Genomic DNA, 17,962 nt, shown 5'->3' with positions numbered 1-17,962 from the left:
GCCTCACCGCACCTTCGGGTATGACCACACCCGAGCGGATCGCCGCCGCGATGGCTCTGGCCGTCGAGCAGGCCCGGCGGGTCAAGGGCTCGACCTACCCGAACCCGCCTGTCGGAGCGGTGATCCTGGCGCCCGACGGCACGACCGCGCAGCGCCAGCCCCTGCGGGTCGTTGTCGGCGAGCGTGAGATTCCACCGGAATCCCTTGTGCTCAATGATGATTCGCCAACGATGCTGCTGCGGACCCGTGACCCCCACGAGGTGATCCGGGCGCTGTCCGACCGGACCGACGTGCTCCTGGAGGGCGGTCCGACGCTGGCCGGGGCGTTCCTGCGGGCGGGGGCGGTGCACCGGATCCTGGCCTACGTCGCGCCGATCCTGCTCGGCGGTCCCGTCACGGCCGTCGACGACGTGGGGGTCGCCACCATCGCCGACGCGCTTCGCTGGCGCTACGACGGCGTCGAGCGGATCGGACCGGACGTGCTGCTCAGCCTGGTTCCCGGCGAAACACCGCCGTTCTAGCCCCCGCTGTGCAGTGACTTGTGCTCGATGATGTCGCGGGACCCGCCCGCGCCGAGCATCTCGCGGAAGGCCTGGACGGTATAGCCGACCACGGTGGCCTCGGTGCGCGCCCGGGCGCTGGCCGAACGCGGCAGCGCGAACAGCGGGCCCATCTCGCCGAAGTAGTCGCCCGCGGTGGCCAGCTTCAGGATTTCCTCCTCGCCGCTGGGCAATTCGCGGACCAACTCGATCTCGCCCGTCGACACCATATAGATGGCGTCGCCCATGGTGCCCTGCTCGAAGAGCGTCTCGCCGGCCGCCAGTTGCACCGTCTCCGGCTCGTGTTCGGTGGCCGACATGTGCGGCACCAGTTCCACCACCCGATCGGCCAGCGGCAGCATCCGGGTGTCGTGGGTCGCCACCACCACCACCCGCTCTCCGGAGGCCAGCTCCCGGATCAGCCGCAGCACCTCCTCGACCTGGATGTAGTCCAGGTGTGCCGTCGGCTCGTCGGCGATCAGCAGCGGCGGGTCCAGCGCGATCGCCCGCGCTACGGCCACCCGCTGCTGCTGGCCGCCGCTGAGGTCGCCTGGGCGGTGGTGGATGCGCTTGGCCAGGCCCACCCGGTCCAGCAACTCGGCGGCCCGGTCGTGGGCCTGCTTGCGCGGGACGTCGGCCGCCCGCAGTGGCACCATGACGTTCTCGATCGCGGTCAGGCTGGGCACCAGATTGAACGCCTGGAAGACGATGCCGACGGTGTTGCGCCGGTACTCCGAGAGCGCCCTGGGGTCGAGCTTGGTCAGGTCGATATCACCGAACTCGATGCGTCCGGCGGTCGGGTGCAGGATTCCACCCAGGCAGGACAGCAGGGTCGTCTTCCCGCATCCGCTGGGCCCCAACAGGATTGCCAGCGAGCCCTCGGCGACGTCGAGGCTGAGTCCGTTGATGGGGCGCACGGTGTCCTCGCCGCTGGCGTACTCCACGACGAGGTCTTTGATTCGCAGATCGGCCATGTCAGGGTCCTCCGAATGCCACGGCCGGATCGACGACCACCGCCCGGCGCAGCCCGGCGAGGCTGGCCAGCACCCCGATGGTGACCGCGACCACCGGCAGCAGGATGAATGCGATGCGCGGGATGTCCACCCGCATCGGGAACAACGGACCCAGCAGCACCGACAGCACGCCGCCGAGGAGCGCCGAGAGCACCGCGACGATGATGGCCTGCATCGCCAGCCCGGCCAGGATTGAACGGGTCGGCACGCCGACCGCCTTGAACACGGCGAAGTCGCGGGTGCGTTCCAGGGCCGACATGTAGATCATCGAGCCGACGATCATCGCGGCGACCACCCACAGCAGCCCGGCCATCAGGCTCATCGCCTTGCGGGCTCCGGTGAGCGCGCGCAGCAGGTCGTCGATCGCGCCGGTGCGGTTGACCACCTTGAACCCGCTCGGCGCGCGCTCCGGCGGACCGATCACCCCGATCGAGGAGATCAGCGACTGACCGGAGAACAGCAGAGTCTGGGCGCCGTTGACGGTCAGGAACACGTTGGGCTGGCCGGCCAGCGCGGTGGAGTCGTCGACGATCCCGACGATCTGCAGGTTGCGCGAACCCACCTCGATGGTGGCGCCGATGGGCTGGCGCATGGTGGACGAGACCGCGGCCTCATGCGGCTCGGTGGGCGCCCGGCCCTGCTCCATGGCGGGCATCCCGGGTCCGCGCTCGGGGGCCCCGAAGACATTGACGCTGCGGGCCGACCCCTTCTCGGGCATGGTCGCGCTGCCGTAGACCAACGGCACCGCCGTCTTGACCCCGGGTACCTGCAACTTGGTGGCCGGGAACGCCGAGGAGCCCAGGAACGGGCCGGTGGCGCCGGTCTTGACCAGGAAGGCGTCCAGGCCAAGCGAGTCCACCGTCCGGGTGGCCTCCACCCGGAAGCCGTTGGCCAGCCCGGTGAGCACCAGCGTCATCGCGAAGACCAGTCCGGTGCCGACGATGGCGATGACGAAACGCCGCTTGCGCCACTGCAGGTCGCGCAGTGCAGCGATCAGCACTTCGTCACCTGCATGGGGGCGAGGGTACCGACCCGCCCGGCCGCCCGGCGAAGGCTTCGGCCATTTCGGCTTTGCCCTCCCGCGGGCGCGGGCAGGCTAGTGCGACGCGTCGTCATCAGCGGCCTGCGCTTTCCGGCCCCCGATGAACAGCGCGATCGCCGCCCCCGCCAGGCACACGATCGTGGTGATGAAGAAGATCGAGCCGTACTGCATCGCGAACGCGGTGCGGTAGCGCTGCCCCTCGGCGGCCACCCGGGCCGCCAGGCTGTCGCCGGTAGCCGGCGGCAGGGTCGCCACGATCTGGTTGAACCGGTAGAGCCCCCACGCGGTCAGCGCGGCGACGCCGATCAGCATGCCGGTCATCCGGGCCACCACCACCAGCGAGGAGGCGATGCCGTGCTGGGCCGAGGGCACCACCCGCAGCGCCGCCGAGGTCAGCGGGCCGATCACCAGCCCGAGGCCGAAACCGGCCAGGGCCAGGTCAGTGCCGAAGGTGGGCAGGGACACCGGGCCGAGCTGGTGGCGGGCGGAGAGGACGTCGACGCCCCACTTCGAGACCAGCCAGTAGGCGTAGGCGGCGATCAGCATGCCCGTCACCGCGACCGCGCGGTCGCCCACGCGGGTGGCCAGCCAGCCGCCGAGCAGCGCGCCGACCGGGAGCGCGGCCAGGAAGTGCAGCAGCAGCAGCGCCGCCCCGTTCTGGTCCTTGCCCAGCACGCCCTGGCCGAACAGTTCGACGTCGACGAGGGTCACCATCAGCGCGGCGCCGGCGCACATCGAGGTGCCCAGCGAGGCCAGGAACGGGCCGAACCGCACGCCGTGCGGGTCGATCAGCCGGGTCTTGGCGAAGCGTTCCCACACCGCGAACGCGATTGCCGCGGCGACCGCGCCGATCACCAGCGGGGGACCGTAACTGGGCAGCACCTGCTTGCCGTCGGGCGCCGGGTTGTACAGGCCCCACACCGCCAGTCCCAGCGCCACCGCCAGCAGCACACCGCCGACGACGTCGATCCGTTCCGGTTCGGCGCTGCGCTCATGGGAGGGCAGGCTGATGTGGATAAGCAACATCGCGATCGCGGTCAGCGGCAGGTTGATCCAGAACACGTCGCGCCAGGTGTTGAGCAGCCACACCACGCCGATGCCGTACAGCGGCCCCAGCACGCTGCCGAGTTCCTGGGCGGCGCCGATACCCCCGAGCACCGCCGCCCGGCTGCGTGCCGCCCACAGATCGGCGGCCAGGGCCAAGGTGACCGGCAGCAGCGCGCCGCTGGCAATGCCCTGGATCAGCCGGCCGATGACCAGCACGGTCAGGTCGTTGGACAGTGCGGTCACCACCGAGCCGACCGCGAAGGTCGCCAGGCTGGCCTGCAGCACCAGCTTGCGCCCGAATCGGTCGGACAGCCGGCCCAGCAGCGGCATGGCCGCGATGTAGCCGAGCAGATACCAGGTGATGATCGGGGTGACCTGCTGGATCTTGTTCAGCGGTATGCCGACCGACTTCATGATGTCGACCATGATCGTGACGACGACATAGGTGTCGAGCGCCCCGAGCAGGACCGCGAGGCTGCCGGCTCCGATGGCGATCCGGCGGCTGCGCCCGGTCCCCGGTGTGCGGTCGGCGACGGCGGCCGGCGGCGCCTGCTGCATCACACCGCCGGCTTGGTGACGGTGACCGGCTTGTCCCACTCCGACAGCGTCAGCGCCACGGTGTTGCCGGCGCTCTGTTCGATCTGGGCCTGCACCAGTTGATGGGGCCCGTCCTTCTCGATCCACACCGTGGCCGGCAGCGGGGCGGCAGCCTTGAGTTGCGGGATCAGCTTGTTCACCGCATCCGGGGCCGCCATGCCGGTGATCTTGACCGTCGGCACGCCGCCGACGGTGTCGAGGCCTTCCGACTTCGCCCCGGAGACGTTGCTGAGCATGTTGGCCAGGCCGGTGCTCGGGTTGAGGATCACCGAGGGGTCGTAGACGTCGGCGGCCTGGCCCATGTCCAGCCAGTTATTAGGGGTCAGCGCGGCGTACAGAGTGCCGTCGAGAACCACCAGTTCGGCGTCGATGTCGGCCCCGCCCATGGTGACTTTGGCATTGCCCTTGAAGGCGGTGCTGGGTGTGTTGCTCAGGTCGCCGGCCAGCGTCTTGACCGGCAGGCCGTCGATTTTCCCGCCCACCGAGATGTCCAGGTGCGCGCTCTTGAGCGCCTTGGTCGACTGAACGGACTGCTGGATCAGCCCGGCGGCGTCCGGCAGCGGCTCGGACGCCTTCTTCGAGCAGCCCGCGGCGAACAGGGCGGCGGCGAGCATGACCGTCAGGACGGAGATAATGCGGCGGATCGTCGACATGGCATGCATCGTAGTGGGTCGGGCGCGCCCGCCCGCGCCGGCGAGGCCGGGGTTGCGCGGTCGTGACCTGCTCGATATGACTGAGCGCATGGCAGGTGACCTCGCTTTTCGGCCGGTGCCGGCAGGCACGGGCGACGCCGCGGACCTGGTGGCCGCGATGGTCGCCGAGATGCGCGATCTGTACGAGGGACTCGACCTCGAAGCCCCGGACATGCCCAGGGCCGGCCCGGCCGAACTGGGCCCGCCGGGTGGGCTCTACCTGGTCGGTTACCGGGACGGCGTGGCGGTCTGCGGGGGCGGCATCAAACGGCTGCCCGACGGGGCCTGCGAGATCAAACGGATGTACGTGGTGCCGTCGGCCCGACGAACCGGGGTGGCCCGCGCGCTGCTGGCGGCCCTGGAGGACGCGGCGCGGGGAATGGGCTACCGGCTCGCCCGCCTGGACACCGGTGAGCGCCAGCCGCACGCCCAGGCTTTCTACGAGGCCTCCGGCTACCGGCGGGTGGACAACTTCAACGACAACCCGGCGGCGGTGTTCCACGGCGAGAAGCGGCTAGATTAGGCAGGTGTTCACCGGCATCGTGGAGGAGCTCGGCGAAGTCGTCGCCGTGGAGCATCTCGGAGATTCGGCACGGCTGACCATCCGCGGCCCGCTGGTGACATCCGATGTGCGCCATGGCGATTCGATCGCCGTCAACGGCGTGTGTCTGACCGTCGCGGAGGTAGCGGCCGACGGCCGGTTCACCGCCGACGTGATGGGCGAGACGCTGAACCGTTCCAGCCTGGCGGCGCTGAGGCCCGGCGGGCCGGTCAACCTGGAGCGCGCAGCGGCCCTCAACAGCCGGCTCGGCGGCCACATCGTCCAGGGCCACGTCGACGGGACCGGGGAGGTGATCTCGCGCACACCCTCTCCGCATTGGCAGGTGGTGCGCGTCTCGCTGCCGGCGTCGCTGTCGCGCTATGTGGTGGAGAAGGGCTCGATCACCGTCGACGGGGTGTCGCTGACGGTGTCGGGACTGGGCGAGGACTGGTTCGAGGTGTCGCTCATCCCGACGACCCTGGGACTGACCACCCTGGGCAGCGCTGGGACCGGGACCCGGGTGAATCTCGAGGTGGACGTGATCGCCAAATATGTGGAACGGCTGTTGTCCGCCGAAGACGGCTCGGGCAGCACTGATAGCCGCTAGGAGGGTGCCGATGCCCACGGTGCCGCCCAATGCCCAGCCGATGGCCAGCACGACGACCTCGATGCCCAGCCGCACGGGAGCGACGGCGATCCCGGCGCGCTCATGGATTCCGGTCATCAGACCGTCGCGCGGGCCGGGTCCGAGATTGGTGGTGAGGTAGAGCCCACTTCCCAGGCCGATTCGCGACGGTGCCCAGACCCGGGCGCTCACGAAGGGGAATCCACAGCAGCAGCACGATCACGCTGATGAGAAAGGTGGCCAACCCGATGGCGATACCGCTGCGCACCGAGATGCCCCGGGCGAATACCGTCCAGGGCGCGTTACCGAGGCCGGCGTCGACGAGCAGCGCCTCTCCCGTGCCGAACAGCCACAGACCAAGGACCAGCACGACGACGGTGGACGGGCGGGTTCGCCACCGCGACCCCTCATTGCGCCACCGCGTGCGCGGAATCGTGCGCGAGGGCACGATTCGTCGCCACACTTCACGCGCGGACACGGGGACTGACCCTAGTGGCCGGGCGACGACGGCCCTTTGCGGCTCACTGCCCCGACTTAAGCGAAGGGGCTGTTGAACACGACGGGCGTGCGGCGTCCCACGGGAACGAACGTGGCGGGCATCGGGACGTCCCCCCACGGTGTCACGAGAGTGAACGACGTCAGGTTTCCGGACTGCCGTGGAACGGTGGAGTGCGCGGAGCCGAATCCGCCGCGATCGGACCTGACGAAGTTGAAGATCGACCCGGCGGGCGGAACGTCGTCGCCGCCCTGGGCGACTCGGGTGATCAGCAGTGCGGTGCTGTGCACGCCGAACGCGTCCCACTGGGTGAACACGTCGGCGTCGACGGTCCCGATCCTTGCCCCGGCCGATCCGTAGACGTCGAACTGCTGGTCACCCTGAATCTCGACCTCCCTGGGCGGAAGTCCGTTCACGCCGGTCGGTTTCAGTTCGGACACCGGAACGAACCGGACCCCGCCGACACCCGAGAGCGGCATGTCCGGCCGTGACGTCGCGTCGATCAGGGTGAGGGCACTGGCGGTCACCGTGCCCCGGTCCGACCTGATCACCGAGACGTCCGCGCCATCGGGGGCCGGCAGCGCCGAGTAGAGCAGGAAGCGATCGTCGGCGCCGAAGTAGATGACGTTGTACACCGACCCGACCGGGGGCACCTGACCGGGGAGGGAGCCGACATTGACCCCCTCGTTGGCGGTCACCATGACGGCTTGCGTGTAGAAGAACAGATCGGAGGTGGTGGTGAAGACCCCGTCGAAACTGCCGACCGGGTGCCCGCTCGGATCGTAGACGCTGAAGACCTGATTGCCCTGAACGGTCATGAACCCCGGCATGATTCCGCTTGTCGCGGTGATGGTTTCACCGGCGGGGTCCGCGGGGGCGATGCTGTAGCCGTTGCCGAGCCGCATCGGACGGTTGTCCACCGTGCGGTCGCCGATTCCCTTGGCGTTGTCGAACGGGAAGGGCACCGGGGCCTCGCCGAACGGTGTGGTGATCTTGAACGACACCGCGTTGCCCGACGGGGTTGGCAGGGCTGAGTGGGAGAACCCGACCGGCCCCAGTCGCAGGCTGCTGATCAGCGATCCGACCGGCGGGACCGGCCCGTCGGCGGCGCCGCCGGTCGACGTCACCAGCAACTGTGTGTAACCGATCCCGTTACCTCGGCTCACCAGCGCGTCGAAGTTCCCCGCCGTGGCGCCGGTCTTCGGGTCGACGACGCTGAAGTTCTGCCGGCCCTGAATGAAGCCCGGTGCGCCCGGCATGTACGCCCACCGCCCGTAGAGCGACGTGACCTGCGCCGTGGAAGCGGGGACGATGTCGAAACCGTTGAGGCGCAACGCCGGAGTGGCGGTGAACGGACCCGGGGGAGCGGCGCTGAGGGCGGAGACCGTCAGCAGCACCCCGAACTGGATCACGTTCGTCAGGGCCGTGCCTACCACGGTGGCAGTGGTCAGGGGGTTCGTCGCGGGAGCCAGCCGATGGGCGCTCCTGCTCGGCCGCGCCGCGTCCGCGGGCGGCGCCGCCGGGAGCGGGCGCCCGAGGTCCGCCGAGGGCTTCGCCGGGTTCGGCGCGGTCCGCACGGGAGAGGCCCTCTTCGGACCCGTCGAGATCCGGCGCAGAGGCCCGTCGGTCGTGCGCCGGCCGATCCCGGTTGACGACGCCGGGCGCGGTGGCCCCGGCGTCGCGTCGGCCGCGGGCACTCTCGCGGCCTGCCGGCGGGCAGCGTGACCCCGTCCCGGTCCGGACGGGACCGGTGCGGCCGCGTTCGCCGCGCGATCGGGCTTCGCCGGCGCGTTCTGGGTGCCGTCGTCGGCGGCGGCGACGCCTCCGCCGGTGCACAGCGCGACACCGAGACCGGCAACGGCGGCAAGCCGCCGCATGTGACGGGTCGACTTCGAAGCGCGCACCACACCCCCGGGAATCAGCCGACCGTTACGGCAGATTACCAGGGCTGAACAGCCGAACCGGCTCGCCGGCGGCCGGACCCGTCAGGACGGCGTTCGGGTGCCCCGTCCGCGTGGTTCATACTGGGAACACCATCTAACTACCAGGAAACCGGCAGGCGGCACCCCGATGACGAGACTGGACACCGTCGAACGGGCGGTCGCCGACATCGCTGCGGGCAAGGCCGTCGTCGTGATCGACGACGAGGATCGCGAGAACGAGGGCGACCTGATCTTCGCCGCCGAGAAGGCGACCCCGGAACTGGTCGCCTTCATGGTCCGCTACACCTCCGGTTATCTGTGTGTGCCACTCGACGGAGCGATCTGCGACCGGCTCGGCCTGCTTCCGATGTACGCGGTCAACCAGGACAAGCACGGGACCGCCTACACCGTCACCGTCGACGCCAGGGAGGGCGTGGGTACCGGCATCTCGGCGTCGGACCGCGCGACCACGATGCGTCTGCTGGCCGACCCGTCCAGTGCCGCCGCCGACTTCACCAAGCCGGGCCATGTGGTTCCGTTGCGCGCCAAGGACGGCGGCGTGTTGCGCAGGCCGGGCCACACCGAGGCCGCCGTCGACCTGGCCCGGATGGCCGGCCTGCAGCCGGCCGGGGCGATCTGCGAGATCGTCAGTCAGAAGGACGAGGGCGCCATGGCCCAGACCGACGAGTTGCGGGTGTTCGCCGACGAGCACGGGCTGGCGCTGATCTCCATCGCCGATCTCATCGAGTACCGCCGCAAGCACGAGAAGCACGTCGAACGCGTCGCCGAGGCGCGCATCCCGACCCGCCACGGCGAGTTCCGCGCCGTCGGCTACACCAGCATCTACGAGCAGGTCGAACACGTCGCCCTGGTGCGCGGGGACATCGCCGGGCCGCAGAACGACGGGCGCGACGTGCTGGTCCGGGTGCACTCGGAGTGCCTGACCGGAGACGTGTTCGGCTCCCGGCGCTGCGACTGCGGTCCACAGCTGGACGCGGCCATCGAGCTGGTCGCGAACGAGGGCCGCGGTGTCGTGCTCTACATGCGGGGTCACGAGGGCCGGGGCATCGGCCTGATGCACAAGCTGCAGGCATACCAGTTGCAGGACGCCGGCGCCGACACCGTCGACGCCAATCTCGAACTCGGTCTGCCCGCCGACGCCCGCGACTACGGGATCGGCGCGCAGATCCTGGTCGACCTCGGGGTGCGCACCATGAGGCTGCTGACCAACAACCCCGCCAAGCGGGTGGGTCTGGACGGATACGGACTCCAGGTCGTCGAGCGGGTGCCGCTTCCGGTCCGGGCCACCTCCGAGAACATCCGCTATCTCAAGACCAAGCGCGACCGGATGGGTCACGAGCTCTCCGGCCTGGAGGATTACGACGGCGGACGGCCCGGTGAGTTCGGCGGCGCCCTGTGAGCGGCGCCTCGGGTGTTCCCGAGGTTCCGGAAATGGACGCCTCGGGCCTTCGGCTCGCCATCGTCGCCAGCACCTGGCACCCGCGGATCTGCGACGCCCTGCTCGACGGCGCCCGCCGGGTGGCCGGGGACTGTGGAATCGCCGACCCCACGGTGGTGCGGGTGCACGGCGCGATCGAAATCCCCGTGGTCGCACAGGAATTGGCGGGCAGTCACGACGCCGTAGTGGCACTCGGGGTGGTGATCCGCGGCGAGACGCCGCATTTCGACTATGTCTGCGACGCGGTCACCCAGGGACTGACCAGGGTCTCACTGGACGCCGCCACCCCGGTCGCCAACGGCGTGCTCACCACCGAGAACGAGAGGCAGGCCGTGGACCGCGCCGGCCTGCCCGGATCGGCGGAGGACAAGGGTGCCCAGGCATGTGCGGCCGCGCTGTCCACCGCGCTCACACTTCGTCATCTGCGGGCATGAGCCGTCTGCGGGCATGACCGAAGGGCAGTGGGACGCCGAGTTCAGGCCGCGAGTGGTCCCGCGGGCGGCCTATGTGCTGGCCGCCCTGATCGCACTGACCGGGATCGTGGTGGCGATCCTCAACAACCGGACATCCGGGGCGATTCTGCGGGTTGCCGACCAGATCGCCATGGCGGGACTGGCCTTCGCCCTGGCCGGGGTGATCGCGTTCGTGCTCGGCCGGCCGCGGCTGCGAGTCGGCCGGGCCGGCCTGTCGGTGCGAAACGTGTTCGACGACAGGCTGATTCCGTGGCCGGAGGTGGTTGACTTCACCTTTCCGCCCGGCAAGCGCTGGGCCCGGGTCGACCTGCAGGCATACGAGTACGTCCCGGTGCTGGCCATCCAGCTGGCCGACCGCCAGCGCGCGGTCGAGGCGATGGAGACGGTTCGCGCCCTGATGGCGCGCTACCGGCCCGACCTCGACTGATCCGCGCGGTACTAACCTACTGGGCGTGGCCGATCCCGCGACCTACCGGCCGGCTCCCGGGTCGATCCCGATCGAGCCGGGGGTCTACCGGTTCTCAGACGCCCACGGCCGGGTCATCTACGTCGGCAAGGCCAAGAGCCTGCGCAGTCGGCTCACGTCGTATTTCGCCGACATCGCAGGCCTGCACCCGCGTACCCGCCAGATGGTCACCACCGCCGCGAAGGTCGAGTGGACGGTAGTGACCACCGAGGTCGAGGCGCTGCAACTGGAGTACAACTGGATCAAGGAGTTCGACCCGCGGTTCAACGTCCGCTATCGCGATGACAAGTCCTACCCGGTGCTCGCCGTCACGCTCAACGAGGAGTACCCGCGCCTGATGGTCTACCGGGGTCCGCGCCGCAAAGGCGTGCGCTACTTCGGGCCGTACTCGCACGCCTGGGCGATCCGGGAGACACTGGACCTGCTGACCCGGGTGTTCCCGGCGCGTACCTGCTCGGCCGGAGTCTTCAAGCGGCACAGCCAGATCGAAAGGCCGTGTCTGCTCGGCTATATCGACAAGTGCTCGGCGCCCTGCGTCGGCCGGGTCAGCGCCGAGGAGCACCGCCGGATCGTGCTGGACTTCTGTGATTTCCTGTCCGGCCGCACCGACCGGTTCGCCCGCGACCTGGAGCGCCAGATGACGGCGGCGGCCGGCGAACTGGACTTCGAGCGGGCAGCCCGGCTGCGCGACGACCTGGGTGCGCTGCGCCGGGCACTGGAGAAGCAGGCCGTGGTGCTCGGCGACGGCACCGACGCCGACGTGGTCGCCTTCGCCGACGACGCCCTGGAGGCCGCGGTCCAGGTGTTCCACGTCAGGGGCGGCCGGGTGCGCGGTCAGCGCGGCTGGATCGTCGAGAAACCCGGAGACCCCGGTGACTCCACCCAGTCGGCGCTGGTCGAGCAGTTCCTCACCCAGTTCTACGGTTCCGAAGCCGAACTGGGCGGCCCGCCCGGGGCCGATCCCGGCGGCGCCGCGGACGAATCGGCCAATCCGGTGCCCAGGGAGGTGCTGGTTCCCTGCCTGCCGGCCAATGCCGGGGAACTGACCACCTGGCTGTCCGGCCTGCGCGGCTCCCGGGTGGCGCTGCGGGTTCCGCAACGCGGCGACAAGCGCGCACTGGCCGACACCGTGCACCGCAACGCGCAGGAGGCGCTGCAGCAGCACAAGCTCAAGCGGGCCGGTGACTTCACCGCGAGATCGGCTGCCCTGCAGAGCATTCAGGACTCCCTCGGCCTGGCCGAAGCCCCGCTGCGCATCGAGTGCATCGACATCAGCCATGTCCAGGGCACCGACGTGGTCGGCTCGCTGGTGGTCTTCGAGGACGGTCTGCCGCGCAGGTCCGACTACCGGCACTTCGCCATCCGGGAGGCCGCCGGGGACGGCCGATCCGACGACGTGGCGTCCATCGCGGAGGTCACCCGCCGGCGGTTCCTGCGGCACCGCCGCCCCGGCGACGAGGCCGGGACCGGCGATGCCGACAAGCCGCGCCGGTTCGCCTATCCGCCCAACCTCTTCGTCGTCGACGGCGGTGCCCCGCAGGTGAACGCCGCCCAGGCGGTGCTCGACGAACTGGGTGTCACCGACGTCGCGGCCATCGGTCTGGCCAAGCGACTCGAGGAGGTCTGGGTGCCGGGTGACCCGGACCCGGTGATCCTGCCGCGCAACAGCGAGGGTCTGTATCTGCTGCAACGGGTCCGCGACGAGGCGCACCGCTTCGCCGTCTCCTACCACCGCAGCAAGCGGTCCAAGCGGATGACGGCCTCGGCTCTGGACTCCGTGCGCGGGCTGGGGGAGACCCGGCGCCGCGCGCTGGTCACCCACTTCGGTTCGCTGGCACGGCTGCGCCGGGCCAGCGTCGAGGAGATCACCGAGGTTCCCGGCATCGGGGCCGCGACGGCCGCGGCGGTCCTCGAGGCCCTCGGTGGCGCGGCCGCGGATCCAGCCACTTCCGATGCACCTGCGAGCGCGGTGGGCGATGATGCTCAGCAATCCCCATGACTGAGCTTCCGATGACCGAACACGGTGTCCCCGACGAGGCGCGGGGCGATGGCGGTTCGGGCATCGACGTCGTGCTCGTGACCGGACTGTCCGGCGCCGGCCGGGGCACCGCCGCCAAGGTGCTCGAGGATCTCGGCTGGTATGTCGCCGACAACCTGCCTCCGGAACTGATCGCCCGGATGGTCGATCTCGGATTGGCTGCCGGGTCTCGCATCACCCAGTTGGCGGTCGTGATGGACGTCCGCTCCCGCGGCTTCACCGGCGACCTCGACGCGGTGCGCAAGGACCTGGCGACCCGCAACATCACCCCGCGGGTGCTGTTCATGGAGGCCTCCGACGAGATCCTGGTCCGCCGCTACGAGAACAACCGGCGCAGTCATCCGCTGCAGGGCAATCAGACTCTGGCCGAGGGCATCGCCGCCGAGCGGGCCATGCTGGCCCCGGTGCGCGCGGGAGCCGACCTGATCATCGACACCACGGCGCTGTCGGTGCCGGCACTGCGGGCGGGCATCGAGAACGCGTTCGGAGGTGAGACCGTCGCGCAGACGGCGGTCACGGTGGAGTCCTTCGGATTCAAGTACGGCCTGCCGATGGATGCCGACATGGTGATGGACGTCCGGTTCCTGCCCAACCCGCACTGGGTCGACGAACTGCGCCCGCTGACCGGGCAGTCGCCCGCGGTGCGTGACTACGTGCTCGCCCAACCCGGGGCGACGGAGTTCCTGCAGACCTACCATCGACTCCTGAAATTGGTGGCCGAGGGATACCTGCGGGAGGGGAAGCGCTACATGACGGTGGCCATCGGCTGCACCGGCGGAAAACACCGCAGTGTCGCGATCGCCGAGGCGCTGGCCGGCCTGCTCGGCGAGAACCGCCAGTTGTCGGTCCGGGTCCTGCACCGCGATCTGGGGCGCGAATGACCTATCCGGAATTCAGCGTCGAGGGAACCGTGGGCATCGCACCGCGGATCGTTGCGATGGGAGGCGGCCACGGTCTCTACGCGACGCTGTCGGCGGCCCGGCGGCTCACCCCGCATGTGACGGCGGTGGTCACCGTCGCCGACGACGGCGGCTCGTCGGGCCGCCTGCGCTCCGAACTCGAGATCGTGCCGCCCGGTGACCTGCGGATGGCGTTGGCGGCCTTGGCATCCGACAGTCCGCACGGCCGGTTGTGGGCCACCATCATCCAGCACCGATTCGGCGGCAGCGGCGCGCTGGCCGGCCATCCGATCGGCAATCTGCTGCTGGCCGGCCTCAACGAGGTGCTGGCCGACCCGGTGGCAGCCCTCGACGAACTCGGCCGGCTGCTGGCGGTCAAGGGCCGGGTGCTGCCGATGTGCCCGGTCGCTCTTCAGATCGAGGCCGACGTCGCCGGACTGGAGGGCGACCCCCGGATGAGCCGGGTGATCCGGGGTCAGGTCGCGGTCGCGACCACGCCGGGCAAGGTCCGGCGGGTCCGGTTGCTGCCGGTGGACCCGCCGGCCACCCGCCAGGCCGTCGACGCGGTACTGGCGGCGGATCTGGTGGTGCTCGGACCGGGGTCGTGGTTCACCAGCGTGATTCCCCATGTGCTGGTCCCCGGGCTGGCCACCGCGCTGAACGCGACTCCGGCCCGGCGGGCCGTGGTGCTCAACCTCGCCGCCGAACCGGGTGAGACGGCCGGCTTCTCAGCCGAACGGCATTTGCACGTTTTGGCCCAGCACGCCCCCGGCTTCACCGTTCATGACATTATCGTCGACGTGTCTCGCGTGCCCTCGCAGCGCGAGCGCGACCAACTCCGCCGCACCGCCGGCGTGTTGGAGGCCGAAGTCACCTTCGCCGACGTGTCCAGGCCCGGTACGGCCTTGCACGACCCGGCGAAGTTGGCCGCGGTGCTGGAGGCGGTGCGCTCGAGGGGTGCGGAGCCTCCGACGACGACGGTGCCGACTGCCGTCCCACCACGGGGCGCCGCCGCCCAACACCGAGACGGACCGGGAGGTGAGCGACCGTGGCGATGACCGCCGAGGTTAAAGACGAGCTGAGCCGTCTGCAGATCAACTCGGTCAGCGCGCGGCGCGCCGAGGTGGCATCGCTGCTGCGCTTCGCCGGCGGGCTTCACATCGTCTCGGGCCGGGTGGTCGTCGAAGCCGAGGTCGACATGGGCAGTATCGCCCGGCGCCTGCGCAAGGACATCCACGATCTCTACGGCTACGCCTCGGTCGTACATGTGCTGTCCGCCAGCGGAATTCGCAAGAGCACCCGCTACGTGGTGCGGGTGGCCAAGGACGGTGAGGCATTGGCGCGCCAGACCGGGCTGCTGGACATGCGGGGCCGGCCGGTGCGCGGGCTGCCCGCCCAGGTGGTGGGCGGCTCCATCGCCGACGCCGAGGCCGCCTGGCGGGGCGCCTTCCTGGCGCACGGCTCGCTGACCGAACCGGGCCGGTCCTCGGCGCTGGAGGTGAGCTGCCCGGGTCCGGAGGCGGCCCTGGCGCTGGTGGGCGCAGCCCGCCGGCTGGGGGTCGGCGCCAAGGCCCGGGAGGTGCGCGGCATCGACCGGGTGGTGGTCCGGGACGGTGAGGCCATCGGCACGCTGCTCACCCGGATGGGGGCCCAGGACACCCGGCTGGTGTGGGAGGAGCGGCGGATGCGGCGCGAGGTGCGCGCCACCGCCAACCGGCTGGCCAACTTCGACGACGCGAATCTGCGGCGGTCGGCGCGCGCCGCGGTCGCCGCGGCCGCCCGGGTGGAACGCGCTCTGGAGATCCTCGCCGACACGGTGCCCGATCACCTGGCCAACGCGGGCCGGCTGCGGGTGGAGCACCGGCAGGCATCGCTGGAGGAACTGGGCCGGCTCGCCGACCCGCCGATGACGAAAGACGCTGTGGCCGGACGCATCCGGCGGTTGCTGTCGATGGCCGACCGCAAAGCCAAGCAGGACGGCATCCCCGACACCGAATCGGCGGTGACCCCCGACCTGCTCGAGGACGCCTAGCTCGAGGGCTCCGGCGCCGGCACCGGATTGGCGGTCAGCGCCCAGCGGATTCCGCCGACGAGCACCCGGCCGGCGAACCGGATCGCCGTCGCCTCTACCGGCGGCAGGTAGGGCAGCCGAAGCGGCAACCGGGCCCAGGCCGGCAGCATCGAGATCGCCGAGGCGGCCAGCACCCCGTAGGGCCCGCGCGCGAGCAACGGCAGCGGTGGAGTGATCAGCAGGAAGCGGGCCGCGTCCCGGGCGGCCTCGGTGCTGCGCAACTCGGGCCGGTAGGCCTGGATGCGTTCGCGCAGTTCGGATTCGGTGCGCGGCGGTTTCTTCACGCCGAGTGCGGACGCCACCCGCGCGCTGTCGGCGACGTAGGCGTCGCGGCCGGCCTGGTCCAGCGGCCTGGCCCCGTACTGCTGGTAGGCGGTCATGAAGCTGTCCACCTCGGCGATGTGAACCCACTCCAGCAGGTGCGGATCGTCGGCGCGGTAGGCCCGGCCGTCGGGGGCGGTGCCGTGCACCCGCCGGTGGATGCCGCGCACCTTGTCCACCGCGCGCTGGGCGTCGCGGGCGGTGCCGAAGGTGGTGACCGCCAGGAAGGTGCTGGTGCGCTGGAGCCGGCCCCACGGGTCGCCGCGGTAGTCGGAGTGCTGGGCGACCCCGGCCATCGCCAGAGGGTGCAGCGACTGCAGCAGCAGGGCTCGCAGGCCGCCGACGAACATCGCGGCGTCGGCGTTCACCTGGCGTATCGGCCGGTCCGGTCCGAACCAGCGGGGCCCGGGCGCACCGTGGATGCGCTCCCGGTTGCGCGGTCCCTCCGGCCCGGCGACCATCGCGAACAAACCCTCACCCAGGCGTTCCCGGACTTTGCCGACGTCGAGATCGACGGGCAGCGGCAGCGCTCTGGCCAGGCTCATACTCCGACGGTACGCCCGCCCCGGGAAGGTTCTGGTTCCGACCCGCCCCGACGATCCCGCCCACTAGGCTGGCCGGTGGCATCCGCGAAGCAACTGGAGGAGACAACGTGACGATCCGGGTTGGCGTCAACGGTTTCGGGCGCATCGGGCGCAACTTCTACCGGGCCCTATCCGCACGCAAGAAGATCGAGGCGATGGGGCGGATGGCCCAGGAACTCGGGCTCCCCAAGTGGGCGGAGGGCAAGGCAGCCGACATCGAGATCGTCGCGGTCAACGACCTCACCGACAACGCCACCCTGGCCCACCTGCTGAAGTTCGACTCCATCCTGGGCCGGTTGTCCGAGGAAGTGGTCGTCGACGGCGACTACCTCGTCATCGGTAGCCAGAAGGTGCGCGCGCTGGAGATCAAGGACGGACCGGCCGCCCTGCCGTGGGGCGAGCTGGGGGTCGACGTGGTGGTCGAGTCCACCGGGCTGTTCACCGACGCCCGCGCCCGGGGGCACCTGGAGGCGGGCGCGAAGAAGGTCATCATCTCCGCACCGGCCAAGGACGAGGACATCACCATCGTCCTGGGTGTGAACGACGACAAGTACGACGGCAGCCAGAACGTCATCTCCAACGCATCGTGCACCACGAACTGCCTCGCGCCGCTCGCCAAGGTGGTCAACGACACCTTCGGCATCGAACGCGGCCTGATGACCACCATCCACGCCTACACCCAGGACCAGAACCTGCAGGACGCCCCGCACCGGGACCTGCGCCGCGCGCGGGCGGCCGCGCTGAACATCGTGCCCACCTCGACCGGGGCGGCCAAGGCCATCGGCCTGGTGCTCCCCGAGCTCAAGGGCAAGCTCGACGGCTACGCGCTGCGGGTGCCGATCCCCACCGGCTCGGTCACCGATCTGACCGTGGAGCTCAAGAAGTCGGCCAGCGTGGAGGAGATCAACGCCGCGCTCAAGGCCGCCGCGGAGGGTCCGATGCGGGGCATCCTGAAGTACTACGACGCCCCGATCGTCTCCAGTGACATCGTCACCGACCCGCACAGCTCGATCTTCGACTCGGGTCTGACCAAGGTGATCGACAACCAGGCCAAGGTGGTGTCCTGGTACGACAACGAGTGGGGCTACTCCAACCGCCTGATCGACCTCATCGCGCTGGTCGGCAAGTCGCTGTAGC

The 17,962-nt window shown here is 70.4% G+C and carries 18 protein-coding genes and 1 pseudogene; 11 read left to right on the top strand and 8 right to left on the bottom strand.

Annotated elements, in window-relative coordinates; genetic code table 11:
* Positions 1–521 (top strand): RibD family protein (locus ACKOQ4_RS12460; protein WP_526292238.1); only part of this gene is annotated, 521 nt, incomplete at its 5' end.
* On the opposite strand, the gene ACKOQ4_RS12455 is transcribed toward ACKOQ4_RS12460, so the two are convergent.
* The 4 genes from ACKOQ4_RS12455 to ACKOQ4_RS12440 form a co-directional block, all read right to left on the bottom strand.
* Entirely contained in the window at positions 518–1,513 is a 996-nt protein-coding gene (locus ACKOQ4_RS12455) for an ABC transporter ATP-binding protein (protein WP_526292236.1), read from the bottom strand. The two genes, ACKOQ4_RS12460 and ACKOQ4_RS12455, sit on opposite strands and share 4 nt — an antisense overlap.
* A gap of 1 nt (position 1,514) precedes the next feature.
* A complete protein-coding gene (locus ACKOQ4_RS12450) occupies positions 1,515–2,552 on the bottom strand; it encodes an ABC transporter permease (protein ID WP_526292234.1) in 1,038 nt (345 codons plus the stop codon).
* A 96-nt stretch (positions 2,553–2,648) separates the two neighbouring features.
* Positions 2,649–4,199: an MFS transporter gene (locus ACKOQ4_RS12445; protein WP_526292250.1), complete on the bottom strand. Its 1,551-nt coding sequence runs from the start codon at positions 4,197–4,199 to the stop codon at positions 2,649–2,651.
* Complete coding sequence (locus tag ACKOQ4_RS12440) at positions 4,199–4,900, bottom strand: LppX_LprAFG lipoprotein (RefSeq protein WP_526292232.1); 702 nt, start codon at positions 4,898–4,900, stop codon at positions 4,199–4,201. The genes ACKOQ4_RS12445 and ACKOQ4_RS12440 overlap by 1 nt, the downstream gene beginning before the upstream one ends.
* 106 nt (positions 4,901–5,006) lie before the next feature.
* Between ACKOQ4_RS12440 and ACKOQ4_RS12435 the strand changes: the two genes are divergently transcribed.
* Positions 5,007–5,453: a GNAT family N-acetyltransferase gene (locus ACKOQ4_RS12435; RefSeq protein ID WP_526292230.1), complete on the top strand. Its 447-nt coding sequence runs from the start codon at positions 5,007–5,009 to the stop codon at positions 5,451–5,453.
* A gap of 4 nt (positions 5,454–5,457) precedes the next feature.
* Positions 5,458–6,078: a riboflavin synthase gene (locus ACKOQ4_RS12430; RefSeq protein ID WP_526292228.1), complete on the top strand. Its 621-nt coding sequence runs from the start codon at positions 5,458–5,460 to the stop codon at positions 6,076–6,078.
* Positions 6,079–6,120: 42 nt separating this feature from the next.
* Here the strand turns inward: ACKOQ4_RS12430 and ACKOQ4_RS12425 are convergent.
* The 3 genes and pseudogenes from ACKOQ4_RS12425 to ACKOQ4_RS12415 form a co-directional block, all read right to left on the bottom strand.
* A pseudogene (locus ACKOQ4_RS12425) lies at positions 6,121–6,198 on the bottom strand (hypothetical protein); the annotation flags it as partial.
* On the bottom strand, positions 6,179–6,574 hold the full coding sequence (locus tag ACKOQ4_RS12420) for a DUF6198 family protein (protein ID WP_526292226.1): 396 nt from the start codon (positions 6,572–6,574) through the stop codon (positions 6,179–6,181). The gene ACKOQ4_RS12420 and the pseudogene ACKOQ4_RS12425, both read right to left, overlap by 20 nt.
* A gap of 56 nt (positions 6,575–6,630) precedes the next feature.
* Positions 6,631–8,028, bottom strand: coding sequence for a hypothetical protein (locus ACKOQ4_RS12415; protein ID WP_526292224.1), 1,398 nt, complete (start codon positions 8,026–8,028; stop codon positions 6,631–6,633).
* 634 nt (positions 8,029–8,662) lie between these two features.
* Here ACKOQ4_RS12415 and ACKOQ4_RS12410 point away from each other — a divergent pair.
* Genes ACKOQ4_RS12410 through whiA form a run of 7 tightly spaced genes read left to right on the top strand, consistent with a single transcriptional unit; the run spans position 8,663 to position 15,881 of the window.
* Positions 8,663–9,934, top strand: coding sequence for a bifunctional 3,4-dihydroxy-2-butanone-4-phosphate synthase/GTP cyclohydrolase II (locus ACKOQ4_RS12410; protein WP_526292222.1), 1,272 nt, complete (start codon positions 8,663–8,665; stop codon positions 9,932–9,934).
* Positions 9,931–10,407, top strand: a complete 477-nt coding sequence (ribH, locus tag ACKOQ4_RS12405) for a 6,7-dimethyl-8-ribityllumazine synthase (RefSeq protein ID WP_526292220.1) — start codon at positions 9,931–9,933, stop codon at positions 10,405–10,407. The genes ACKOQ4_RS12410 and ribH overlap by 4 nt, the downstream gene beginning before the upstream one ends.
* Positions 10,408–10,420: 13 nt before the next feature.
* Positions 10,421–10,873, top strand: coding sequence for a PH domain-containing protein (locus ACKOQ4_RS12400; RefSeq protein WP_526292218.1), 453 nt, complete (start codon positions 10,421–10,423; stop codon positions 10,871–10,873).
* Positions 10,874–10,898: 25 nt separating this feature from the next.
* Positions 10,899–12,911, top strand: coding sequence for an excinuclease ABC subunit UvrC (uvrC, locus tag ACKOQ4_RS12395; protein ID WP_526292216.1), 2,013 nt, complete (start codon positions 10,899–10,901; stop codon positions 12,909–12,911).
* An 11-nt stretch (positions 12,912–12,922) separates the two neighbouring features.
* Positions 12,923–13,831: an RNase adapter RapZ gene (gene rapZ, locus ACKOQ4_RS12390; protein WP_526292248.1), complete on the top strand. Its 909-nt coding sequence runs from the start codon at positions 12,923–12,925 to the stop codon at positions 13,829–13,831.
* 35 nt (positions 13,832–13,866) lie between these two features.
* Positions 13,867–14,907, top strand: a complete 1,041-nt coding sequence (yvcK, locus tag ACKOQ4_RS12385; RefSeq protein ID WP_526292246.1) for a uridine diphosphate-N-acetylglucosamine-binding protein YvcK — start codon at positions 13,867–13,869, stop codon at positions 14,905–14,907.
* On the top strand, positions 14,898–15,881 hold the full coding sequence (gene whiA, locus ACKOQ4_RS12380; RefSeq protein ID WP_526292214.1) for a DNA-binding protein WhiA: 984 nt from the start codon (positions 14,898–14,900) through the stop codon (positions 15,879–15,881). Before yvcK ends, whiA begins: the two co-directional genes overlap by 10 nt.
* Here the strand turns inward: whiA and ACKOQ4_RS12375 are convergent.
* Positions 15,878–16,786, bottom strand: coding sequence for an oxygenase MpaB family protein (locus ACKOQ4_RS12375; RefSeq protein ID WP_526292212.1), 909 nt, complete (start codon positions 16,784–16,786; stop codon positions 15,878–15,880). The genes whiA and ACKOQ4_RS12375 overlap by 4 nt on opposite strands.
* A 107-nt stretch (positions 16,787–16,893) precedes the next feature.
* Between ACKOQ4_RS12375 and gap the strand changes: the two genes are divergently transcribed.
* The gene (gap, locus tag ACKOQ4_RS12370) at positions 16,894–17,961 is read left to right on the top strand and encodes a type I glyceraldehyde-3-phosphate dehydrogenase (protein WP_526292210.1); all 1,068 of its coding nucleotides are present in this window, start codon (positions 16,894–16,896) and stop codon (positions 17,959–17,961) included.
* The last annotated feature ends 1 nt before the right edge of the window (position 17,962 follow it).

It is taken from the genome of Mycobacterium sp. (assembly GCF_046095365.1).
Classification (GTDB): Bacteria; Actinomycetota; Actinomycetes; order Mycobacteriales; family Mycobacteriaceae; genus Mycobacterium.
This window is presented reverse-complemented; position numbering and strand designations above follow the sequence as displayed.

Bases quoted from the DNA above. Each gene is read 5' to 3' on its own strand.
- ACKOQ4_RS12455 (WP_526292236.1), bottom strand. From the start codon at position 1,513: ATGGCCGATCTGCGAATCAAAGACCTCGTCGTGGAGTACGCCAGCGGC.
- ACKOQ4_RS12445 (WP_526292250.1), bottom strand. From the start codon at position 4,199: ATGCAGCAGGCGCCGCCGGCCGCCGTCGCCGACCGCACACCGGGGACC.
- ACKOQ4_RS12440 (WP_526292232.1), bottom strand. From the start codon at position 4,900: ATGCATGCCATGTCGACGATCCGCCGCATTATCTCCGTCCTGACGGTC.
- ACKOQ4_RS12410 (WP_526292222.1), top strand. From the start codon at position 8,663: ATGACGAGACTGGACACCGTCGAACGGGCGGTCGCCGACATCGCTGCG.
- ACKOQ4_RS12400 (WP_526292218.1), top strand. From the start codon at position 10,421: ATGACCGAAGGGCAGTGGGACGCCGAGTTCAGGCCGCGAGTGGTCCCG.
- rapZ (WP_526292248.1), top strand. From the start codon at position 12,923: ATGACCGAACACGGTGTCCCCGACGAGGCGCGGGGCGATGGCGGTTCG.
- ACKOQ4_RS12375 (WP_526292212.1), bottom strand. From the start codon at position 16,786: ATGAGCCTGGCCAGAGCGCTGCCGCTGCCCGTCGATCTCGACGTCGGC.